A 20,029-nucleotide genomic window follows, 5' to 3' on the forward strand; every position below is an offset into this window, starting at 1 on the left:
TTTAAACGTTCTCCACAAGCATGGGGGCCTCGGGCCGCCCGTTGACGGCATCGGCGGTGCGCATGGCAGCACGCTGCAGCGCATCGTTCTGCCGCCGCACTTCGATCAGTTCTGCACGCACGCCTTCCATTGCGGCCAGCATGTCTTTGCTGTTGCCCCAGCCACGGCCGGCGGCAAAGGGGTTGTAGGCAGCGGGAATCACCGCCTCGCCTTGCTGCAGCAGGGCAAAGCCGGTGCGCGGCACCCTGCGCGTGCCGCGGTGGAACACGGGCCAGTTCATTTCGCGCGCAAAGTCTTCCAGGCTGCCAGGTTCCGTGCCGAGGATGACCCCCGCCTGCGCAAGGGTGAAACCACTCCCTTTGATGACGTTGTAGATGTCACGCGGATTGGCCCCCGCTTCGAGGGCGTTGCTGGCCGCCTGCCGGATGTCGTCGCGCTGGAACAGCGTGCCCGCAGCGTTGCGCCCAACGCCCAGCTCCTTGTCATAGGCGGCCAGGCCGGACCCACCCAGCGTCGTAGCGGAGCGCGCGCCATTCATGGCCGTGCCCAGGGCACTGATGGCACCCTCCACACTCTGCACGCTCAGGTCGATGCCGTTGAGCACATCGATCTGCTTGCGCTGCTCTGCCAGTTGCTCATCAAGATACTCGAGCTCGTCCTTCGCCTTGTCCAACTGGTCGCCACTGATGTCCTGCAGACCCTTGAGCTCATTGGCCAGCACCAGGCGCTGGTAGTCGGACTCGGCCTGCGTGGCAAACATCTGCTGGCCCAGCGCACCGGTGGCATCGCTGACTGCCTTGGAGAATTTCTCACTGTCCGGCAGGTACCCCGTGCTCTGCGCAACGGCCAGGGCATTGCTGATGAAGGCACGGCCCTCATCCCCCTGGAACTGCACCGCACTCTCCACCTCGCCAAACAGTGTCTTCGCCGCGTCACGGGCGGTCTCGAACACCGACGTGAGTTCGGTGATGGCCTCGTCCAGCACCTTGCGCTGCGCATCCACCGCGCGCTCCAGCGCAGCAAAGGCCGTGTCCACATCGGCGTTCTTCAGGTCCGCCAAGGCACCAGCGGCACGCACCACGGCCAGGCGTGCCTCGTCCGGCACGCCGGCCGTGTTGTAGATGTCCATCGCAGCGCTACCAATCTGGGCCCTGCTCAAGCCCATCAACTGCTCGGAGCTGACCTTGATCCCCACGGCATTCAGATCGGCCGTGACCTGGTCGTACTGCGACTGCCGGCGCTGCGCAGGGCTCAGGTACTTGTCGACAACGCCGGGCAACTCGTCTGCAATGGTCTTTTGCAGCTTGATGGCCTGCACGTTGTCGAACAGCGCGCGGTTGCTCTCGTCCAATGCGTCGCGCTGGCGGGTCAGCGCCTGGGTTGCATCGTCGGTCAGTGAATTAAGCTCGTCCTGCAAGCCATTACGCTCGTTTTGCACGTCGATCGCGCGGCGGGTAGCTGCGTTGGCGTCGTACTGGGTTGCCAACTGCTGCAAGCGCCCTTCGTCCAGCTTGTTCCCATGCTCATCGACGAAGCCATCCAGGTACTGCTGGCGCTCCAGCGCCTTGGCGTCGCCTTCCTTGCCTTGGGCACGCAGCAAATCGACCGACAGTGACTTGGCGTCATTGAGTAATGCCTCCTTGGCACCATTGAACTTCTGCGTCAGCTCGTCCACAGCGTTGGAGAGGTTCTCGACCGCTGGTGCCGCTTGTGCAGAGACCTGGTACAACGACGCGATGAAGTTGGCGACGTCCATTACATCGGCATACAGCGCGGGGTTAGTAGACGTTGAATTGACAGCGTTCTTGACGTCCTCTCCGGTCGCATCGAGAAGCTGCTCCGCAGAGATATTGATACCCAGCTTTTCCAACCGACGCGAGCCGCTGCGAGCGATGTAATCACGGCGCTCTTCGTCGCTGTAGTAGTTCTGGAGAAAGGCGTTGGTGCTTGCCGTGAACCGCTCCAGCCCACCAAAAGCTTCAATGAAATCGGCCGCAAAATCCGCCAGTGCCAAACTCCCCTGTTGAATACCAAAGCCCAGGGCGTCGGCAGCCTCATTCAATGTGTGAAAGTTGGTAGCCAGTCGCTCGAGTGTTTCGTAGGCAGTCTCGCCGGCCAGCGCGTACTGGCTGGAGAAATACACCATGCGGGTGGTGGTCTCCTCCGCCGACGTGTAGGAATACTCCTTTTCACCCGTGCTGTTTTCGTGTGCTGTGACATTGGTTCGCGTTTCCGTTACCGGCTTCCATTCGCCCAGCAACTCCTTGGCCATCGCGACTCCGGCCTTGCCATACGCGGCCGCGATTTTTTCCTGTACTTCCTCGGGTTTGAGATCCTTGAAATTGAGGTCTTGCTGATCCAGCGTGTAGGCAAAAGTCTTGAGGCTGTCGCCGGCAAGCCCCACAGTGTTGGCCATGTCGACTACGTTTTTGCGGTAGGCCTCATAGCCGCTTTGAATGGCACGGTCTTGCTTGCCCACCGTTGCAAGAAGGTCGGCATGGTCATTTTGCAAATTCGCAAGAACTGTCTGGTAAATCTGCAAGCTCTGCAGATTGGCCAGCTCACCCAATGCCTCTTGCTCCTTGATTTTCTTCTTGTACTGCTCGATGGTTTCCAGCGGGTTGTGCGTGCTGAATTCCGGACCGCTAGCCAGCGTCCCTCCCTCGCGCCACTCTTCCCAAGGCTGCAATTTGGACCCATTGCCCAACGTCCCTTTCAAGCCCGAACCAATCATGCGCTCCGAGCGCATACCGCCCAGAATGTTGATGACCGCCAGCGCCACCGCCATGTACGCCGCAGCCGGCCCCATGGCAGACATCATGCTGCTCAAACCGCCACGGGCCCCGCCAGCACCGCTGGCAAATATGCCCGTGCCGGTGTAAGCGCTGTAACCCGTCTGCGCTAGGCTGGCCACACTTCCAATGGTGCCCAACGCACCGCCGCCCCCGCCGCCCAATTGACCAGGCGCACCGCCACCCATCCCGAACAACCCACCCAACGCTTGCATGCCGTAGTTGACACCCGCGTTGATGAACATCTTCAGTGGCTGCTTGATCAGCGAATCCTGCAGCTGTTTGCGCAGTTGCTCACCGCCCTTCTCGCCGCCTTCGAAGATGGCCGTGACCAGCGAATCGCTGACGCCACTGGTGAGGTTGTTCGACCACTGCTCAAAATCCTTTTGCGCCTTCTTCTCGCTATCGCGCGCCTTGGCATTGCGGTCGTTGGCATTGATGCGGTCAGCCTCTCGAGTCAGCGCATCGGTCTCCTTGGTGGCCTGCTCGTACGCAGGAGAACCCTCGGTCAGTCCTGTGGGGCCGTCTCGCTTGGCTGTCAAGCGCTCGATGTTCACGCGCTTGATGGCTTCCGCCAACGTGATGTTCTGTGCGGCGGCCATGCTGGCGGCCTTTTCCTCCAATTCCATGGCCGCAATGCGGCCTTCAATGGCCTTCACCGTTTGCACGCCAAGCTGCTTTTCGGACTCCATATACGCTTCAACACTGGCGTAGTCCTTGTTTCGGACATCAGCTGCGTTCTGGCGTTGCTGAGTCAGCGCCTTAAGCTCGTCGGCTTCCTTCGCGATCATGAAGGGCTGCTTCGCCAGCAGTTCAGCCTGCTTCTTTTCGAGCTGCTCCATGCTTAGCGTGCTCTCGCGGTACTGCTTGTTCAGCAGTTCCCACTCTTGAGCAAACTCCGGCAACAAACCGGCACGCTCGACCGCCAGCTTTGCTTGGTCCTCCGTATCTTTTTGGGCTTGCGGCTTGGCATTGGCGCGAACGCCGACACTGACGTTGCCCCTCTTCGCCATCTCAGCCAATCTCTCATTGACACCCGCGATACGATCACGCAAGGTATTGGCTTCTACGCTGGTGCCTTTGTTCTGCTCTTCCAACGCCTTGAGGGCATCTTGCGCCTGCTTCGCAACACCTTTTAGCCTCTCCATCGCGGAAGCTTGGGTCTCAAAAGACTGAGTTGCCTCCAACGCAGCTTTTGCCTGCTGATCAGCCGCCTCCTCTTCTGGATATCTGACCTTCCCGGATGCCGTACGGCTGCCGCCGCTTTGAGGAGGCATGGGAGTAACGAAATTGAAGAGAGGACCGATACCCGGGAGAGACCTCACCCATGGGGGAGGTTTCATCTGCGCCATAACGTCGATCAGCTCGGCAACTTTCCCGACGAGCCATACCAGCCCGCTCTTTGCCGCCTGGATACCTTGGGAATTACCCAAAGCCTTAGTGAACCGATCCCAGGCATTGCTCAAGTCGTCTGTAGCTTTGCCGAGCGGCGTCATCGCCTCACTCGCAAGTCCTTTCGTGGCCTGCCTGAGTGAGTACAGCAGAGCCGCCTGCGCGCCTGCTTTGTCGCCCATTTCGACCATGTTCTCAATGTTGAGCAGTTGCGCTGCGCTGAGCGTCCCAAGGGAATCTTCCAAAGATCTTGCGCCCTTCGCAGGGTCTGCGAAGGCTTCTGCCAGCTTGCTTGCAGCGGCGGGCAAGTCAGTACCTGTCGCCGCAGCAAAATCCGCGACGGACGAGCCCAGGCTTTTGAAAAGCTCACTGCCAATCTCAGGCACCTTGGCGAATTCTGAGATGACCGCTACAGCCGAATCCCTGCTAACGCCCGGGAGTGCGTTCAGTACTTCTACAAGCGCATCGATGTCTTTCACGGCCGCAAGTGAGTCGCGCCCCGTTCCCTTCAACTGCGCAGACAACGACAACAGTGCAGCATCCTTGCCATCCAGCGAGTGAACAGCAACTCCCAGCGCAGCGATAGCAGCCGCCACAATCACATAGGGTCCAGCAGCTCGTAAAACCGCTGCGCCCACATCGTCGATTTTCTTGCCAGTCCCTTCAAGCTTCTTAGCTGCTTCGCTAGTGCCGTTCAAAGTGTCTCTGACAAGCGTTGCAGCGCCGTCAAAGTCCCCCAGAATTCCGACGATCTGATTGGTTGTCTCTAGGAAATTGAAGCCAGCTTCACCTCCGGACTTCAGCCCCGTAGACAGGCCGCTTAACTGCCCAGGCAGGCTCTGCATAGCGCTCGACAAGTCCGAAACCGCCTGCTGTACCCCTCTAAAAACTGCTAGCTGCCCCGCCACAGCCTGCTCGATCTGCTGGGCAACAGACACCATGGCCGCGCCCTGAGCCAGGTACTGCGCATTCGCTTGAACTGCGTCGACGGTTTGATCAATGGCCATACTCAACCTCTCATGGATATGGCCCGCCAAGCGCAAGCCCAAAAAACAAAAGCCACCCGAAGGTGGCTTGCACAAACAAAAAAGAACCCGGCCTGGCGGCCCATCGGACTGCCTCAGTCCCTGCTATTCATCTCTTCCAACGCCGCCCGCTCGATCACCTGCACATCCGCAAAGATCGCATCGCGCTCTGCATCGGTCTTGCCCCTATGCAAGCGGTCCAGCGTTGCAAACACGGCCGGGTAGTCCAGCCCCGTGGCCCCGCCCATCCCCACCCGCCACTGGGTGCTAACGGAACAAAACAGCAGGCAGGCGTCCACGTGCTCGGGCCAGACTTCCACGGTCTGCTCGGGGAAGTCGCTCAGCCGCATGCCCCACACGGCCAGCTCGGATTCGTCGGGCGGCTTGTGGTACGGCGCGCGCCCGATGGCCTTCAGTTTCCCAGGCGCAGGCCTTCGCGGGTTTCGTTGTAGGCCTTGAACACGGCCTCTGCTGCGCCGGGGTAGCTGTCGCACATGTCGACCAGGGCGTCCACGCCCAGGGGTTCTTCCAGGTCCCAGCCGGTGACGATCTGCACGATGAGTTCGGCGCTGTGTTTGGCGCGCAGGCTGGCGATGTCGCTTTCCTTCACCGGCTTGATCAGCGCGGTGATGGCCGCTTCCTTGGCGTCGGCGTCGGACGGCACCGACTCGGCGGGGTCGTTGGCAGCCACAGCGGCTACCGACTTCTTGCCGGCGGGCTTCTTCGCGACGACAGCGGCAGCCGCGGGCTTGTTCGCCTGCTCGGCGGCATAGGCCTGCTCGGCTTCCTGGCGCGCGGCGTCGAACAGGGCTTGCACAGTCTCGCCGATGGCTTCGGCGTGCTGCTCGCGCATCTTGGCCCACACGGTGGAAGGCAGGTGGAGGGCGTCGAAGTTCACTTCGTCGAGCCCATGCGGCGTGGGCACCTCCACCTTGAGTGCGAAGGACTTGGGGGTGGACTTGCCGATAACGAGTTTGGCCATGGTGATGTTTCTTTCGAGGGAGTACGACACAAATAGGAAAAGCCCGTGCCCGGCCCTGCCGCCCCCTCGAAGGAGCGAACAAGGCCGGGTCGGTGCATGGGGTGTGACTGCACGGCCAGGCCAAGGATGGCTGGCGGTGCAGATCAGGGAGCGAGCTGCCCGGCGCAGGCGCCGGGAACAACCGCTCAGTAGCGCGTGGGGCGGCCTTGCAGCGAGATGGTGGCGCGCACCTGCATCACGCTGCCCTTGGTCAGCGTAGGCGTTTCGTTGAAGGACACGAAGCCGTTGTACAGCAGCACGGCGCCGTTGGGCAGGGTGACCTTCAGCGCGCGGATGGCGCGGGCTTCGCCGGCGGCCTTCAGGGCCTGGTAGCCGGGCAGCGAGGGGTCGTCGCCGATGCCGATCTGGATCGACTGGGCGCTGGTCACCGTGGGCAACTGGCGTTCGTAGTCTTCTTCCAGGAAGGAGAAGTTGGCGAACTGCTGGTCACCGCCGCTGGTGGTGAACTCCAGGATCTGCGGGATCTGCGTCCAGGCCGTGATCTCGCGCAGGCTGCCCACGCCGGTGCCGGCCGCAAAGCGGTTGGTGTCGGTCGTGTCGATGCCGGTCACGTCCAGCGCGTTGGTGGCCACGTTGGAGGCCTTGAACACGCGGTCGCTGATCTTCTGCCAGCCCGACTTGAGCTCGTAGAAGGCACCGTTGAGCAGGCCGTGCGCGGCCGAGGTGATGACGCCGGGGTTGGCGTTGGTGATGGCGGTCACGGTCTTGACCGAGCCGTAGGTGGTTGCAATGGCGATGGTTGCGCCGTCGGGCAGGGATACAGCCATGGAATGGGCCTTTCAGTGGAGATGTCGAAGTGACAACAGACAAACAAAAAAGCCGCACCAATCAACGACAGTGCGGCGGAAGTTCTGCGTGGCATGGGGCAGGCGTTTCCGCCCGGAAGAACCTGGAGGAGCGGCCTGCCGCGGGGCAGAGTGAACGGTGAAAAAGGGCTCAGGGCTGCGGCGGCAACTGCGCTTGCTTGTGCAGCCACTGCTCCCAGGCCGTGATCGCGCCCTTGGCCAGGCGGATCAGGGTTTCATGCAGTGCTTTGGTGGCAGGGCTCATAGGGCACCTCGAAGGATGAATGGATGTCCTTTTGCGCACGCCGCAACACGCGCGCAGCGCGGGTGCGCCATGCACAGGGCAGTGTGGAAAAAGAGGGAGAACGAAACCAACGCTGCGGCCCCGAAAAGCAGAGCCGCAAAAGCAAAAATCCCGCAGGGCAAACCATGCGGGATTCACAAAATTCAAGACGACAAACCACCCCAACCATCTACCGCAGTCGCTACAGGCGAAGAGCCAGGCTGTGGCTGCGGGCAATCAACAGAGGGGCGACGGGCGAGAGGGTCAGCACCCTCTGCAATCGTCTGATGCAATTCTAACCGCGATGCATGGAAACATGCAAGCGTTTTTTCATCGACTGGTTTCTGCGGCCCACGCAATCGTCCAGCATGTTGAGCGTGCGCCGGCCGTCCTGCCCCAAGGGCTCGCGCGCCTTGCGGCTGCCGCCGCAGGCCTTGCACACGCGCCCCAGCATGGGCGTGCCGGGTACCAGTGCGGCCCCGCGGCCCAGGCAGGCGCGGCAGGTGGGGTCAAGCCAGTAGCACACGCTGGTGCGCGCAAGGGTGCGTGCATCGGCCAGGTGCTTGGCTGTGGCCCAGCGCTCCACGGCCTCCAGCACCTGCGCCAGCGAGCGCAGGCGCGCGAGCAGGTGCACGGCATCGGCGTCCGGGTGGTTGCGGCGCTGGTGCGCCACGCTGTCCCATTCGCCGCGCAGGCGCATGAGTGCGCCGCCCAGCATGCCGGGCGACCAGCCCGCGGCAATCAGCACATCGGCATCGCCGCGGCGTTCGGGGTCCACCTTGAGGTTGGAGGACGAGGTGCCCGCGCGGGTGTAGGCCTCTTCCACGGTACGGTAGGGACTGTTGGTAGGTTCGGTGGTCATCAGCATGGTCATCCCTCGCATGGGTTGAAATGGGTGGAGCTGCGCTGCTCGCCCGCCAGCACGCCACAGCGCACCGCGTTGTCCTGCAGCGCCCGAAGGCGCCGGTACTCGGCCAGCACCACTGCATGGCCTGCGGCAGCGCCTGCCGCACCGAACACGGCGGCCAGCTCGCCCTGGTAGGCATCGGTGTGCGCGCCGTCCTTCAGCGAGCGCCAGAACTGCGGGCCCTGCGCCAAAGCGCGCACCTTGCAGCCGTGGCAGTGGGCGCGGAACAAGGGGCTGTGCGCGCGGGCCTGTGCGGCCTGGCACGCGGGGCAAGGTCCGCCCGCACCGTCGCCATCGCTGCGCAGCAGCGCGCAGACCAAGGGCATTGGGCCGGGGCGCCTGGCCATCGGCAGCACGGCGGCGCTCATGCCCAGCCCTCCTCGACCATGGCAATCAGACGCTTGAGGGTGGCACGGTCCATGGCCGGCAGAATGAGCTGCAGCACCGCCTCGAATGCGGCCGCGTAGAAGCGCTCGAAGGTCTGCTGGTCCATCGCCTCGTAGCGGATCGACCGCACCACGGGAACCGTGTTGCCGGTGCGCGGGTCGATGGCATCGTCGCAGTAGCCCGCAGCCAGCTTCACGGCGATGAGGGCCTGCTCTGGCGTGCCATAGGTCTCGCTGTTCTCCGCCACCACCTGCAACAGCGCGAACAGGCGCCGGTGCTGCGGGCCATTGCGCGGGCGGCTCCATTCCATGCGCAGGCAGGTGCCAGGCTTCATGACTTCGAGCTTGCGCGCAAAGCGGCTCCAGGCGTCGTGGTCGGCCGGCGTCGTGCCGCGCAGGCCTTCGGCGGATTTGATGAGCATGGCTTTCATGGGTGACAGGTCCTCTCTGCGGTGGTGCTGTGGTAGCTGGTGGTGTTCGTGGCGGAATGCAGGGGCAAACCCTGCCGGTAGGCGGGCCGGCGTGCGCCGGTCGCGGCACGCAATGCGCCGGGCCGTGGGGGTGCTGCCGTCGCAGCCAACGGGTCTGCCGATGCCAGTGCGCGCAATGCGGCGCGGTCTGCACGGTCTGCGCGGTCTGCACGGTCTGCACGGTCTGCACGGTCGATAGCGGGCGTGGCCTGCGGCGCGCGCACGGCAATGGGCTGCGCGTTGCGCGGCGCGGGCGACGACGGGGGTTGCGTTGCGGCGCGCGGTGCAACCAATGGCACCGCGTCCGCCGCGCTGTGCGCCGTCTGCTTGTCCGCACGCGGCGCAACAGCCTCGTTGCCGACGCGGGGCGCCGCCGCCAGGGCCTGCAGCGAATGAAAGCGCACCGCCGTCTTGCCCGCCGCGCTGCCGCCCTCGTACACCAGCAGCGCGCGCTCGGCATTCCCAATGAATGCAATGCGCGGCGGCGGCAGGCCGACCTTGGCGTACTCGCTGTCCGGGCTGCGGTCGCCACCCAGGCAGCGCGGGTAATCGAAGCTGCCGCGCCCGGTATAGGCGCGGTGGCTTTCGCAGAAGCGGTGCTGCAGGTAGCCCAGCTCCTTGAGGTCGGTGCGGCACACCTTGGGCCAGCCGCCCAGGTCCTGCACGGCGGCATGGATGGCGGGGTCGTCAAAGACCACATCGGTGTACGCGCCCACGCTGCCCATGGCCTCCAGCGTCTTGCCCCAGGCCAGGGCCGCGCGGTCGGCCGCCGTGCCGGCGAGGATGCGCACCACATCGGCCACACGCGGCGCAAAGCGTCCGTGCTCGGGGTCGGTAGCATGGCTCTGCATGGCCTGGCGGATCTGCGCCAGATCGAACGCCTGGCACGCACCCCACCACAGGTCCAGCACAAAGCGGCTGGCGTCCTGCCGGTAGTAGGCGAGCACGTCGGTGATCAGCTGCGCGAAGGGTGCGCGTTCAGATGCTTGCATGGTGCAAAGGCTCCTGTACGTGGTGGGGTTGCGGGTGGTGGGGGTGGTACGGTGGTGGTGGGGGCGCGGGCACCGCGTCGGGCTCCTGCAGCGCCCAGGCATGGCCCACACTGCGGTTGCGCTGCTCCAGCGCCTCTTGCCGGTTGCCCTGCAGGGGCGGCTGGCCTGGCGCACCGGCACGCCGCACGGCCGGGCCGCGCTGGCCGGCCGCGCGCATGCACACGGCCTTGAGGTACTCGGCCGGGTCCGCCGGGCGGGCCACACAGGCAGCGCGCACGGCCTCGGCCACGGTGTCGTTGCCATGGTCCTTGCACAGCCGGCCGATGAAGCTGCCGCACTGCGCACGCGGCATGCCCGCCTGCGCCAGCAGCGATTTGCCCACCGACCACAGCTCATCCCGCGTCAGGCCGTCGGCGCTGGCTTCGGAGTGCGCGTTGCCATCCGCATCGTCGATGCCCCGGTGTGCGGGCGCCACGCCCACGGCAGCGCCCTGCCCCCGGCCCGCTGCGGCGCCCGCCGTTGCGCCAGCAACGGCACTGCCTTCACCAAAAAGATCCTCTCCGTCTCTGTCTCCATCTCGCTCTCGGCTCCGTTCCTTTCGGTTCCCTTTAAGGCCGGTTTCCGGTGGAACAGCGGCGCAGGGCCGGGCGCTCTCCGGCGGAAAATCCTCACCCGCGGGGGCCATGCCATGGGGGTAGTCCCCGGTCTTCCACAGCGCCTGCGGCGGCACGCCCAGAGCCGGCTTGCCCTCCTTGGCGCGCTTGGCGTTTTCCTTGCGCAGGCGGTCGCAGTACCTCTCGTAGGCGTACTTCTCCTTGGCGGCAAAGGCGGCAATCGCCTTCTCGGCCACCACCGGGTGGTACAGGCGCCCGTCCGCGCACTTCACAAAGCCGTGCAGCGCGGCGGCGCGCACCTTCTTCCACTCTTTGAGCACACGGCCATAGCCGGCCAGGTTGGCCAGCTCCACGTCGTCATCGGGCAGCGAGGCCGCAGGCACCTGGTGCCATGCCGCACACCACAGCAAAATGCCCGCGCGAAACGCCTCCCCTTCGGCCGCCGCCGCAAATTTCGAATCGCGCAGCCGCCGCACATCCAGCTCCATGTACGCGAAGTCGCTCAGGTCGCAGCCGGGCAAGGTCATGGGCGCGGGCAGGCCTGTGCTGCCCTTGGGGGCAGTGTTGCTGCTGGTGCTGCTGCTCACGCGGCCTCCTGCCCCAGGCATGCGGCATAGGCCTCGTTGAACTGCGCCCACAGCACTGTGCCCGGCTCGTGGTGGTTGGCCTCGGCCAGCGGAATGTGCTGCGCAGCCGCCGATTGCGCCGCGGCGCGCAATACATCGGGCGTCAGGCGCTGCAGGGTGTTGCCAATCAGCGTGCCCATCACTGCTGCCTCCAGTCGCGCGCAATGCGGCGGCTCTTGTCCAGGCTGGCCTGCGCCTGGGCACGGCTCTCGATGCTGATCGCGCCCTGCACACGCGGGGCAAGTCCCACGGTGCGCAGGCCCCGGCAGTTGAACAGCAGCACCGCGCCCGCAGGCCGTGCGGCAACGCTGCCGCTGCAGGGCTCCACGTCGACACGGGGCGCACCGGCATCGTTGGCTGCCACGGCACTGCGTGGCCGCACCGACTCGAAGGCATTCGCCCCCGCGGGCTGTGGAAAGAAAGTGGGTCGCATGGTTCGCTCATCTCCTCATAAGGCGTGCGGGCGCCTGCACTCACGGGGGAGCGCACGGGCCCATTGAAGAAAAACACCCGGTGCTGCACACAGGCGTACGTGCATGCATGCAGCACCGGGCAAAGTCCATGGCGCCTGCTGCGTCAGCGCCATGGCAGGAGAAATCAACCGGTCAGGGCTTAAGTGGCGCTTGCGGCCACCTTCGCCCCGTCAACACCGCCCAGGACCAGGATCCACCGGGCCCGCTGCTGCGCCCCGGGATCGGGGCAACATGCCCGCAAAGTCCACCGCCCCCTGCGTGAACGCATGCAGCTCGCGCATGCGGCTTCTGGGAACGGCCCGGCGCCAGTGCGTGATGGCACTCGGCGTCAGCCCGAAGTGCTCTGCCACTTCTTTGTTACGGCCGGGTTCGGCATCCAGCCAATCCGTGAATCTCATGGCAGCAAGTTTAGTTTTATCTAAACAATTAGTCAAGCACAAGCTAAAACAACTTGCCAAAAATTTAGCTACAGCTAAACTTCGCAGCCATGAGCAACGACAGCACCCGCCGCGCGGAATTCACCGCCTACTTCGAGAAGCACTTCGGCACCGACCGCCAGCGCTTCATGGACCAGTTCGGCGTGAGCAAGGGCCGCATGACCCAGTACCTGGACGAGGAAGAGGCCTTCGGCGAGCGCGCCGCCCTCAACCTCGAAAAGCGCGCCAACCTGCCCCTGGGCACCATGTTCCCTTCGCTGCTGCGCGCCGGCAGCGAGGCCGCACGCAGCCTGGCGCCTGAAGGCGTGCCCGTCGTGGGCACCGCGCAACTGGGCGACGACGGCTACTTCTGCGAACTGCAGTACCCCGTGGGCCACGGCGACGGCCGCATCAACTGGCCAACGCGCGACCCCAACGCGTACGCCCTGCGCTGCCGCGGCGAAAGCATGAAGCCCCGCATCCGCCACGGCGAGTTCGTCGTCATCGAGCCCAACCACGGCTTCATGCCGGGCGACGAGGTGCTGGTGCGCGAGCGCAGCGGCAAGGTCATGGTCAAGCAGCTGGCCTATGTGCGCGATGGCATGGTGCACCTCGACTCGGTGAACGAGGCGCATCCGCGGATCAGTATTCCGGAGGATGAGGTGGAGGTGATTCAGTATGTGGCGGGGATAGCGAAATCGGCGTTGTGGTCGAATGATTGATGCCCGCTGGCGGCTTGCCGGCGGGAGCCGCCGTGCGCGGTCGGCGTGGCTTTTTTAACAGCATGCCTCTGCTGAGTGCGGGAGCCGGGATGTGCGCCCGGCGGCGCAGTAACTTTCTCTTGGGCCGCCAAGAGAAAGTCACCAAAGAGAAGGCGGCCCCGCTGCCCGTGTCCCCCTCGCCGGTGGCGAGGGGGCAGCCTGCGATGCTCGAAGCTGGGGTGCGCCTCGCAACTCACTGCGTTCCCCCTGCGGGCGAACTCCGTTCAGACATCTGCGGCGAGCCAGATGACGAAGCGTGTGTGTCCTTCGGCACACACGCCACCCCAGCTTCTGCGCTTCTCGGCACGGTCAGAAGGGGGTGGGAACGGGCCCCACACGGGCCATTGCTTCGCTCGGCCTGTGGTCCTTCGCTGCGCTCGGCTCGCCAGAGTGATCGCGCCCGTTTCGTCGGCAGCGCGCAGCGCGAACCGACACCCGGCGCAGCTGCGAAGCAGCAGCTGGGTTTGTCCCCGCGCCCCAACCCTTCTGGCTGCGCCGAGGAGCGCAGGAGCTGGGGTGGGTGCATGTGCCGAAGGACACATGCACTTCGTGCTCTGGCTTGCCGATGCTGTTTGACCGGAGCTCCCTCGCAGAGGGAGCGCACGGAGTTCATCGGCACCACCCCAGTTCCGAGCACCGCAGGTTGCCCGTAGCGAAGCGAAGGGACGCAGACTGGGGGTCGCCTTTTCTTTGGTGACTTTCTTTTGGCAATGGGATGGACGCCCCACCCTTAACGGCATCAAAGTGCCAAAGTGGAAGTGTTTGCATCAACCACCCAAACCGAGAGGAGCGTCCGCCATGAAGATTACGACAGTCGGCATTGATCTGGCAAAGAATGTTTTCCAGGTGCATGCAGTCAACGAGGTTGGCAAGAAGGTGTTTAACAAGCAACTGCGGCGCGAGCAGATGGCCGAGGTCTTCGCGCAGTTGCCTCCCTGCCTGGTGGGCATGGAGGCTTGCGGCAGCGCCCACCACTGGGCGCGCAAACTAACCAGCTTTGGCCACACCGTTCGCCTGATGGCCCCCCAATTCGTCAAGCCCTACGTCAAGTCCAACAAGAACGATATGGCCGATGCTGAAGCCATCTGCGAGGCGGTGGCTCGACCGAACATGCGCTTTGTGCCGATCAAGGATGTCGAGCAACAGTCCGTGATCACGCTGCATCGTGTGCGGCAGGGGTTCGTGAAGGACCGCACTGCATGCTCCAACCGTATTCGCGGGCTAATGGCCGAGTTCGGCCTGGTCATCCCCAGGGCATCGCCAACGTTGCCAAGCGGGTGCCCGAGCTGATCGAGGATGCAAGCAATGAGTTGACCGGTATGTTCCGGCAGATGATCGACCGCCTGCTGCAGCATATGTTGGCCCTGGACAGGCAGGTCGATGAGACTGAAGCGCTGATCAAGGCCTGGCACCGCCAGAGCAAGGCCAGCCGCAAGCTGGAGGCCATTCCAGGGATCGGTCCGATCACCGCCTCTGCGCTGGTCGCCAGCATCGGGGATGCCAATAACTTCGACAACGCCAGGCAATTGGCAGCGTGGCTGGGTCTGGTACCCCGTCAGCATTCCAGTGGCGGCAAGAACAACCTGCTGGGCATCAGCAAGCGAGGCGATGCGTATCTGAGAACCTTGCTCATCCACGGCGCCCGATCGGTGATCTACGCGCGCCAGAAGTCACCCGAGAAAGCCGGGTGGCTGGACCAGCTTCTTGAGCGAAAGAAACTTAACGTCACAGCCGTGGCGCTGGCAAACAAGAATGCTCGGATCGTTTGGGCACTGCTGACCAAGGGCCGAGCGTTCCAGCTGGAATACCAACGTGCCCAAGTGCTCGCCTAATCGATAAGGCTCAGCGCAATTTACTACAACAAGAACAGGAGATGTAGTCCACCGATTGCTCAAGCAATCATGCAGTGATGGCAAGACAGGTAAGACCGTGGTTGGCAAAGCCCGCTTTGCTTCTCGCACACCCAGTAGTGCACTTTGGCTATGGGGCCCCAACCAGCAAATCCCATCAGGGACAGCAGCCTAAAAGGCTGCACAAAAGTCCGGATGTACGGGAGCAATCTTTTCCTTCTGACCCGTCACGAATTGGCTTGCCAGCAAAGGGGCGTCCATGTACGAAGCAAAAGAAAGTTACTGCGCCGCCGGGCGCACATCCCGGCTCCCGCCTTCAGCACAAGCACACAGCAACCACTACCTCATTTCTCACGCTCCGCAGCCGCCGTACCCACCAACCATTCCTTCAAAGCCCGCGCCGCCGGCCGCAACGCCACCCCCCGCCGCTGCACCAGGTAATACCCCTTTCCCACCGCCAACCGCATGGCAGGAAACGGCTCCACCAACCACCCCTCCCGCAACTCCACCTCGGTCAGGATCGCACTGCTCAGCACCACCCCCTGCCCATGCCGCGCCGTCTCCAGCGCCAGCATGCTCTGGTCGAAATGCTGGCCCGCAATCGCATCCACCTGCGCCCCCGACAACTGGCTGAAGCGCTGCAGCCAGGGCTTCCAGTACGGCAGCAAGGTCGTGTGCAGCAGCGTGGCGCGGGCCAGGTCGTCGGGGGTCTTGATGCGCAGCCTGCGCAGGTAGTCCGGGGCGCAGTACAGGCGCGCCTCGTCGGGGTACAGCAAGGTGCTGCGCAGCGCCGCATCCTTGCCGTCGAAATAGCGAATGGCCAGATCCACCGGCTCGCGCTCGAAATCGCTGAGCGCCGTGGTCGCCCCCAGGTGCAGCGACACGTCGGGCCGGTGCTGCAAGAACGCCGCCATGCGCGGTGCGAACCACTTGGCCGCCAGCGTGGGCGGCATCGACAGCCATACCGCTTTGCGCTGCTGCTGTGCCTGCTGCAGCTGCTGCGCACGCAGTTACTCGCTGGCCTGCGCAATGCGCGCCAGCGCCGGTCCCACGCTGCCCCAGTAGGCCAGCGCCTGCGCGGTCGGCTGCACCTGGCGCACCGAGCGCACGAACAGCGGCGTGCCCAGCCATTCCTCCAGGTTCTTGATCTGCTGGCCCACGGCACCGGGGGTCACGTGCAGCTCCTGCGCGGCCAGGCGGAAGCTGGCGTGTTTCATCGCCGCGTCAAAAGCAAGCAGCGCCTTGATGGGGACGGGGGTGGTGGAGGATGGCGATGGCACGAAGAAGAAAACGCAGCAACGGCGCTGGAGACAAGGGTGCAATCAGCGGCGCTCAGGCAGCCGCCATGAAGCCCAGGTCCACCGGATACGCGCCCCCGCCAAAATGGCCGATGTTGGGCAGTATGGCCGGCAGCTCCGTCGCAGACACGCCGAACCACTTGCCCAGCGTGGCCCCGAACTGGTCCACCGAGGTGCTGGGCAACAGCCGCCCCTGCCCGATGTGCCACTGGTCCTGTGGCGCACCGGTGTCGCCCACGCTCACTGGCGGCGGGGTGCCGTAGAAGGCCTTGCCGCGCACGCCGCCGCCCACCACCAGGTGGTGGCTGCCCCAGCCGTGGTCGGTGCCATCGCCATTGCTGGTCAGCGTGCGGCCGAAGTCCGACGCGGTGAAGGTCGTCACCTTGTCGGCAATGCCCAGTTCCACCGTGGCGCGGTAGAAGGCGGTGATGGCCTCGCTCACCTGCGCCAACTGGGCGGGTTGGCGCCCCACCATGTCGTCGTGCAGATCGAACCCGCCCAGCGAAGCCATGAACACCTGGCGCTTGAGGCCCAGGGCATTGCGCGCGCCGATCAGGCGCGCCACCATGCGCAGCTGCGCCGCCAGCGGGTTGTTCGCGGGGAACGGCGTGTTCAGCGCCACGCCGCCCAGTGCGCCGCTGACCTGCCCCTCGGCCGCGATGCCACGGCGCATCACGGCGTTGTACTCGTTCTCCAGCATGTGCGATCGCGTCTGCTGGATGTGCTCGGTGAAGGCCGCGCGCATGGCGGGCTCGTAAAAGAACGGCTGGGCGCCGCGCGTGGCCTTGATCGCCACCGGCCCCGCCGTGCTGCATTGGTACTGCATGGCATTGCGCCCGGCCAGGAACACGGTGTTGCCCGTCACCGAGATGCAGGTGAACAGCGCATTGCCGTTGGACGACAGCGCCAGGTCGCCGATGTTGCCGCCCCAGCCGCGCGTTGAGCCCTCGGCCCCTTGCGACTGCCACACCGACTGCTGGTCGTTGTGCGAGAACAGCTTGGGCGGCAGCGGCACCGTGTTGCCCGCGTACTGCTGGCGCGTGGTCGGCGTGACCAGCGGTCCCACGTTGAGCTGCACCGCCGCCTGGCCGGCATTGAACAGCCCGGCCAGCCCGCCCATCGACGGGTGCAGCGCATACTCGGCCCCGCCGGCCAGCGGCACCGTGGGCTGCAGGCGCGTGGCCTCCAGCCGGGCGCGCGCAATGGCGATGCTGCCCGCCGCCGTGCCCGCACCGGCCATGCGGATGCGTTCGTACGCCTGGTGGCGTGCGGCGTCGTATGTCACCACGGTGTTGGCATAGTCGTTGCCGCCAAACAGGAAGACGCACACCAGCGCCTTGTAGTCATTGGCCGTGAAGGCTGCGGCCTCACCCATGGCGGCCAGGTTCAACCCCAGAGGCGCCGCGGCGCCCATCAGCGCCATCTGGCCGGAGCGGCGCAGAAAGGCGCGGCGCGTGTGCTGCTCGTGTTGCATCAAAAACATGGGGGCCTCACTTACTCACTTCTTGACCAGGTATTCGGCCGAGGACATCACAAACAGGATGGCCCGCGCCACGTGGATGCGCTTGAACCCCTCGTCCGCGCTGGCGCTGATGCGGTCGATGCGCAGCGCATTGGCAATGAAGTCCTGCGTGGCCTGCGACAGCTGCCCCGCCGCGAGCAGCAGGTTCAGCCGCCGCACCAGCGCCGCCGTATCGCCCACCAGGGCAAACTCGGCGCTGTAGTCGGGCACGATGTCGGGAACATACGTCACCCCCTGGCCGTCGCGCGGAAAGCCGATCTCCGTAGGATTGCCGATCCACAGGCCCGAATACAGAATGCCCTGCAGAAAGTTGATGTAGCCGCTGACCGAGCTTTCGCTGACCAGCTGGAACTCCGGCACCGTCGCGCCGATGGCGGCCATCTCGGTCGAGGGCGGCACATAGCCCGGGCGGTAGAAGTTGAACACCGAGGGCGCATTCAGCGGTATCTGCTGCAGATCGGACTCGGGGTCCCAGTTGCCCACCTCGTACTTCCAGGTGTTGGCCAGCGAGCGCGCCTTGAACGCCCGGCCCCAGTTGACGACCCGCAGCATGGGCTCGCGCAGCTTGCCGAAACTCCGCGAGTTGAGCCCCGCCGGCCCGCGCGCCGCGTCGTCGAGCAAGATGGCGCGCAGCACGGCCTTCAGGTCACCTCGCACACCCGCACCATTGTTGTCGAACACAGCGGCCACGCGCGCCACGTAGGCCGGCTCGGGGTTGCTGGTGACCAGGCGCTGGATCATCTGGCGCGCGAAGAACGGGCCCACGTTGCGGTGGTTGAACAGCACGTCGAGCGCCATGCGCAGCGCCTCGGGGCCCGGCGTGCCGCCAGGGATGCTGGTGCCCAGAAAGCGCTTTTCCAGCGTGGAATGCCTGCTCGCGTCAAAGCGCATCGGCCGCTGCAGGTACTCGGGCCGCAGCAGCGTGCCGCCCGGCGGCACCGGGTTCTGCAGCGGCGCCAGGCCACTCGCGTCGATGTCGTAGCCCGTGAACACGCGCGCCAGGTTGGTCACATCGGCCGGGCCATAGGTCTCGATGGGCTGGCCGTTGGCGCCAAGGCGCGGCGTGCCGTCGGGGTTGAGCTCGTGCAGGCCGATGGTGAACAGCTGCATCACCTCGCGCGCATAGTTCTCGTCGGGCACGCGGCCCGTGGCCGGGTCTTCCTTCTGGTTGCCGCGCGTGTTCAAAAAGGCGCCCATCGCCGGGTGCAGGGTCACAGCCTCCAGCAGCGCGCGGAAGTTGCCCAAGCCCAGCCGCGCCAGCGTGTCCCAGTAATGCGCACCCGCAAAGCCCGGCCAGTTCAGGCTGCCGCCAATGCTGGCCACCGAGATCACGAACACCTCCGACAGCGCCAGCGCCCAGCGCTGGCGCACCATGTCGGTGGCGCTGAACAGGTCGTGCCACACCGCGTACTGCGCCAGGCTGTTGTTGAAGAAAAAGGCCCGGTCATTGGCCACCGCATAGCCCTGGGCCACCAGCCAGTCCCACTTGCTCTGTCCCATGGGCATGGCCAGTTGCGCGTCCAGCCAGCCCGCGTAGCCCTGGCTGCGCACGGCGGCAATGTCCGCGTCGCTTGCGCCAAATGCCGCCTGGTGCAGAAAGCGCGCCGCCGCCTCGTCGCTGGCCACACTGCCACTGCCGCCGCTGCCCGCAAGCACCGCATCGGCAAAATCCGCCACCCGCCCCAGCGCCGCCACCTTGCCGCCCGTGGCCGGCCCCAGCGCCAGCACCTCGCCATTGAGCACGCCAAGGTACAGGCCCGTGCCCGCATAGAAGCGGTAGCTCAGCGCATCGGCCCTCAGGGTGGATGCGTGCGGCGAGAAGAACTGCGGAAACTGCCGCTCTGCCCAGTCCAGGAACTCATCGGCCGTGGGCATGCGCGTGGCGGCCGAGCGGCTGGCGCTCGAGCCCGTGCCGCCCAGCAGTTGCGGCTGTGCCACCTCGGCCCGGCCCTGCACCAGGGCCTCGGGCGGATCGTCGCCTCCGCCGCAGGCGGCGAGCAGCGCTGCGGCGGCCAGCGCGGCAGACAGGGCCGGCGCGCCACCGGCCGGGCCGGTGCCTTCCTCCACGTTGTGCTGGTTGTCGATGCGGCTGCTTTGGCCGAGTGCAATTTCTTCGTCTGTCGTGGACTGCATGGATGGTGCCCCTGTTGCTCCCTGTTCCAAGTGTCGCGTGGGCGATTTGCGGTGGTCAAGCTGTTTTGATGCCGTGGGGGAATCTGTGGTGTGCTTTGGTCATGGTTGCTCTGTGTCTTTGCCGAGGGCGGGGGCCGGGATGTGCACCTGGCGGTGTGGGCTGAGACCACTGCATGCCTATGCCAAAGGCGGAGGCCGGGTCTCGGCCCGGCGGCCGAGGTACCTTTCTTTGCGTCGCCAAAGAAACGTACCCCAAAGAAAG

At 65.1% G+C, this 20,029-nt stretch carries 16 protein-coding genes and 1 pseudogene; 2 read left to right on the forward strand and 15 right to left on the reverse strand.

Going from position 1 to position 20,029, the window contains the following annotated elements; all coding sequences use genetic code 11:
- Position 1: 1 nt before the first annotated feature.
- The 11 genes from AC07X5_RS26915 to AC07X5_RS26965 form a co-directional block, all read right to left on the reverse strand.
- Entirely contained in the window at positions 2-5,191 is a 5,190-nt protein-coding gene (locus AC07X5_RS26915) for a phage tail length tape measure family protein (protein WP_494772630.1), read from the reverse strand.
- A 113-nt stretch (positions 5,192-5,304) separates the two neighbouring features.
- Positions 5,305-5,559, reverse strand: a complete 255-nt coding sequence (locus tag AC07X5_RS26920; RefSeq protein ID WP_494772631.1) for a DUF1799 domain-containing protein — start codon at positions 5,557-5,559, stop codon at positions 5,305-5,307.
- 62 nt (positions 5,560-5,621) lie between these two features.
- Positions 5,622-6,191, reverse strand: a complete 570-nt coding sequence (locus AC07X5_RS26925) for a phage tail assembly chaperone (protein ID WP_494772632.1) — start codon at positions 6,189-6,191, stop codon at positions 5,622-5,624.
- Between the two features lie 185 nt (positions 6,192-6,376).
- A complete protein-coding gene (locus AC07X5_RS26930) occupies positions 6,377-7,018 on the reverse strand; it encodes a phage tail protein (protein WP_184864939.1) in 642 nt (213 codons plus the stop codon).
- A 596-nt stretch (positions 7,019-7,614) separates the two neighbouring features.
- Positions 7,615-8,187 (reverse strand): hypothetical protein, encoded by a 573-nt coding sequence (locus AC07X5_RS26935; RefSeq protein ID WP_494772633.1) that lies wholly within the window; start codon positions 8,185-8,187, stop codon positions 7,615-7,617.
- Between the two features lie 2 nt (positions 8,188-8,189).
- The gene (locus AC07X5_RS26940) at positions 8,190-8,594 is read right to left on the reverse strand and encodes a hypothetical protein (RefSeq protein ID WP_494772634.1); all 405 of its coding nucleotides are present in this window, start codon (positions 8,592-8,594) and stop codon (positions 8,190-8,192) included.
- Positions 8,591-9,043, reverse strand: a complete 453-nt coding sequence (locus tag AC07X5_RS26945; RefSeq protein WP_409960209.1) for a hypothetical protein — start codon at positions 9,041-9,043, stop codon at positions 8,591-8,593. Before AC07X5_RS26945 ends, AC07X5_RS26940 begins: the two co-directional genes overlap by 4 nt.
- Positions 9,040-10,074 (reverse strand): DUF6475 domain-containing protein, encoded by a 1,035-nt coding sequence (locus AC07X5_RS26950; RefSeq protein WP_494772635.1) that lies wholly within the window; start codon positions 10,072-10,074, stop codon positions 9,040-9,042. The genes AC07X5_RS26945 and AC07X5_RS26950 overlap by 4 nt, the downstream gene beginning before the upstream one ends.
- A complete protein-coding gene (locus AC07X5_RS26955) occupies positions 10,061-11,275 on the reverse strand; it encodes a DUF1376 domain-containing protein (RefSeq protein WP_494772636.1) in 1,215 nt (404 codons plus the stop codon). The genes AC07X5_RS26950 and AC07X5_RS26955 overlap by 14 nt, the downstream gene beginning before the upstream one ends.
- Positions 11,272-11,454: a hypothetical protein gene (locus AC07X5_RS26960; RefSeq protein WP_409960212.1), complete on the reverse strand. Its 183-nt coding sequence runs from the start codon at positions 11,452-11,454 to the stop codon at positions 11,272-11,274. The genes AC07X5_RS26955 and AC07X5_RS26960 overlap by 4 nt, the downstream gene beginning before the upstream one ends.
- A complete protein-coding gene (locus AC07X5_RS26965) occupies positions 11,454-11,747 on the reverse strand; it encodes a hypothetical protein (protein WP_409960213.1) in 294 nt (97 codons plus the stop codon). Before AC07X5_RS26965 ends, AC07X5_RS26960 begins: the two co-directional genes overlap by 1 nt.
- 527 nt (positions 11,748-12,274) lie before the next feature.
- Here AC07X5_RS26965 and AC07X5_RS26970 point away from each other — a divergent pair.
- Together AC07X5_RS26970 and AC07X5_RS26975 are read left to right on the forward strand one after the other, a co-directional pair.
- Positions 12,275-12,925: a S24 family peptidase gene (locus AC07X5_RS26970; protein WP_494772637.1), complete on the forward strand. Its 651-nt coding sequence runs from the start codon at positions 12,275-12,277 to the stop codon at positions 12,923-12,925.
- 837 nt (positions 12,926-13,762) lie between these two features.
- Positions 13,763-14,796: pseudogene (locus AC07X5_RS26975) on the forward strand (IS110 family RNA-guided transposase).
- A 362-nt stretch (positions 14,797-15,158) separates the two neighbouring features.
- Here AC07X5_RS26975 and AC07X5_RS26980 read toward each other — a convergent pair.
- From AC07X5_RS26980 to AC07X5_RS26995, 4 genes are read right to left on the reverse strand one after another with little or no spacing between them, the layout of a single operon-like run.
- Positions 15,159-15,824 (reverse strand): LysR substrate-binding domain-containing protein, encoded by a 666-nt coding sequence (locus AC07X5_RS26980; protein ID WP_494772642.1) that lies wholly within the window; start codon positions 15,822-15,824, stop codon positions 15,159-15,161.
- Entirely contained in the window at positions 15,825-16,094 is a 270-nt protein-coding gene (locus AC07X5_RS26985; RefSeq protein ID WP_494772638.1) for a LysR family transcriptional regulator, read from the reverse strand. It abuts the gene before it with no gap.
- A 52-nt stretch (positions 16,095-16,146) separates the two neighbouring features.
- Positions 16,147-17,595, reverse strand: a complete 1,449-nt coding sequence (locus AC07X5_RS26990) for a DUF1501 domain-containing protein (RefSeq protein WP_494772639.1) — start codon at positions 17,593-17,595, stop codon at positions 16,147-16,149.
- A gap of 15 nt (positions 17,596-17,610) precedes the next feature.
- On the reverse strand, positions 17,611-19,767 hold the full coding sequence (locus tag AC07X5_RS26995; RefSeq protein WP_494772640.1) for a DUF1800 domain-containing protein: 2,157 nt from the start codon (positions 19,765-19,767) through the stop codon (positions 17,611-17,613).
- Positions 19,768-20,029: the final 262 nt, after the last annotated feature.

It is taken from the genome of Acidovorax sp. GW458-11-26-14-TSB4 (genome assembly GCF_059423865.1).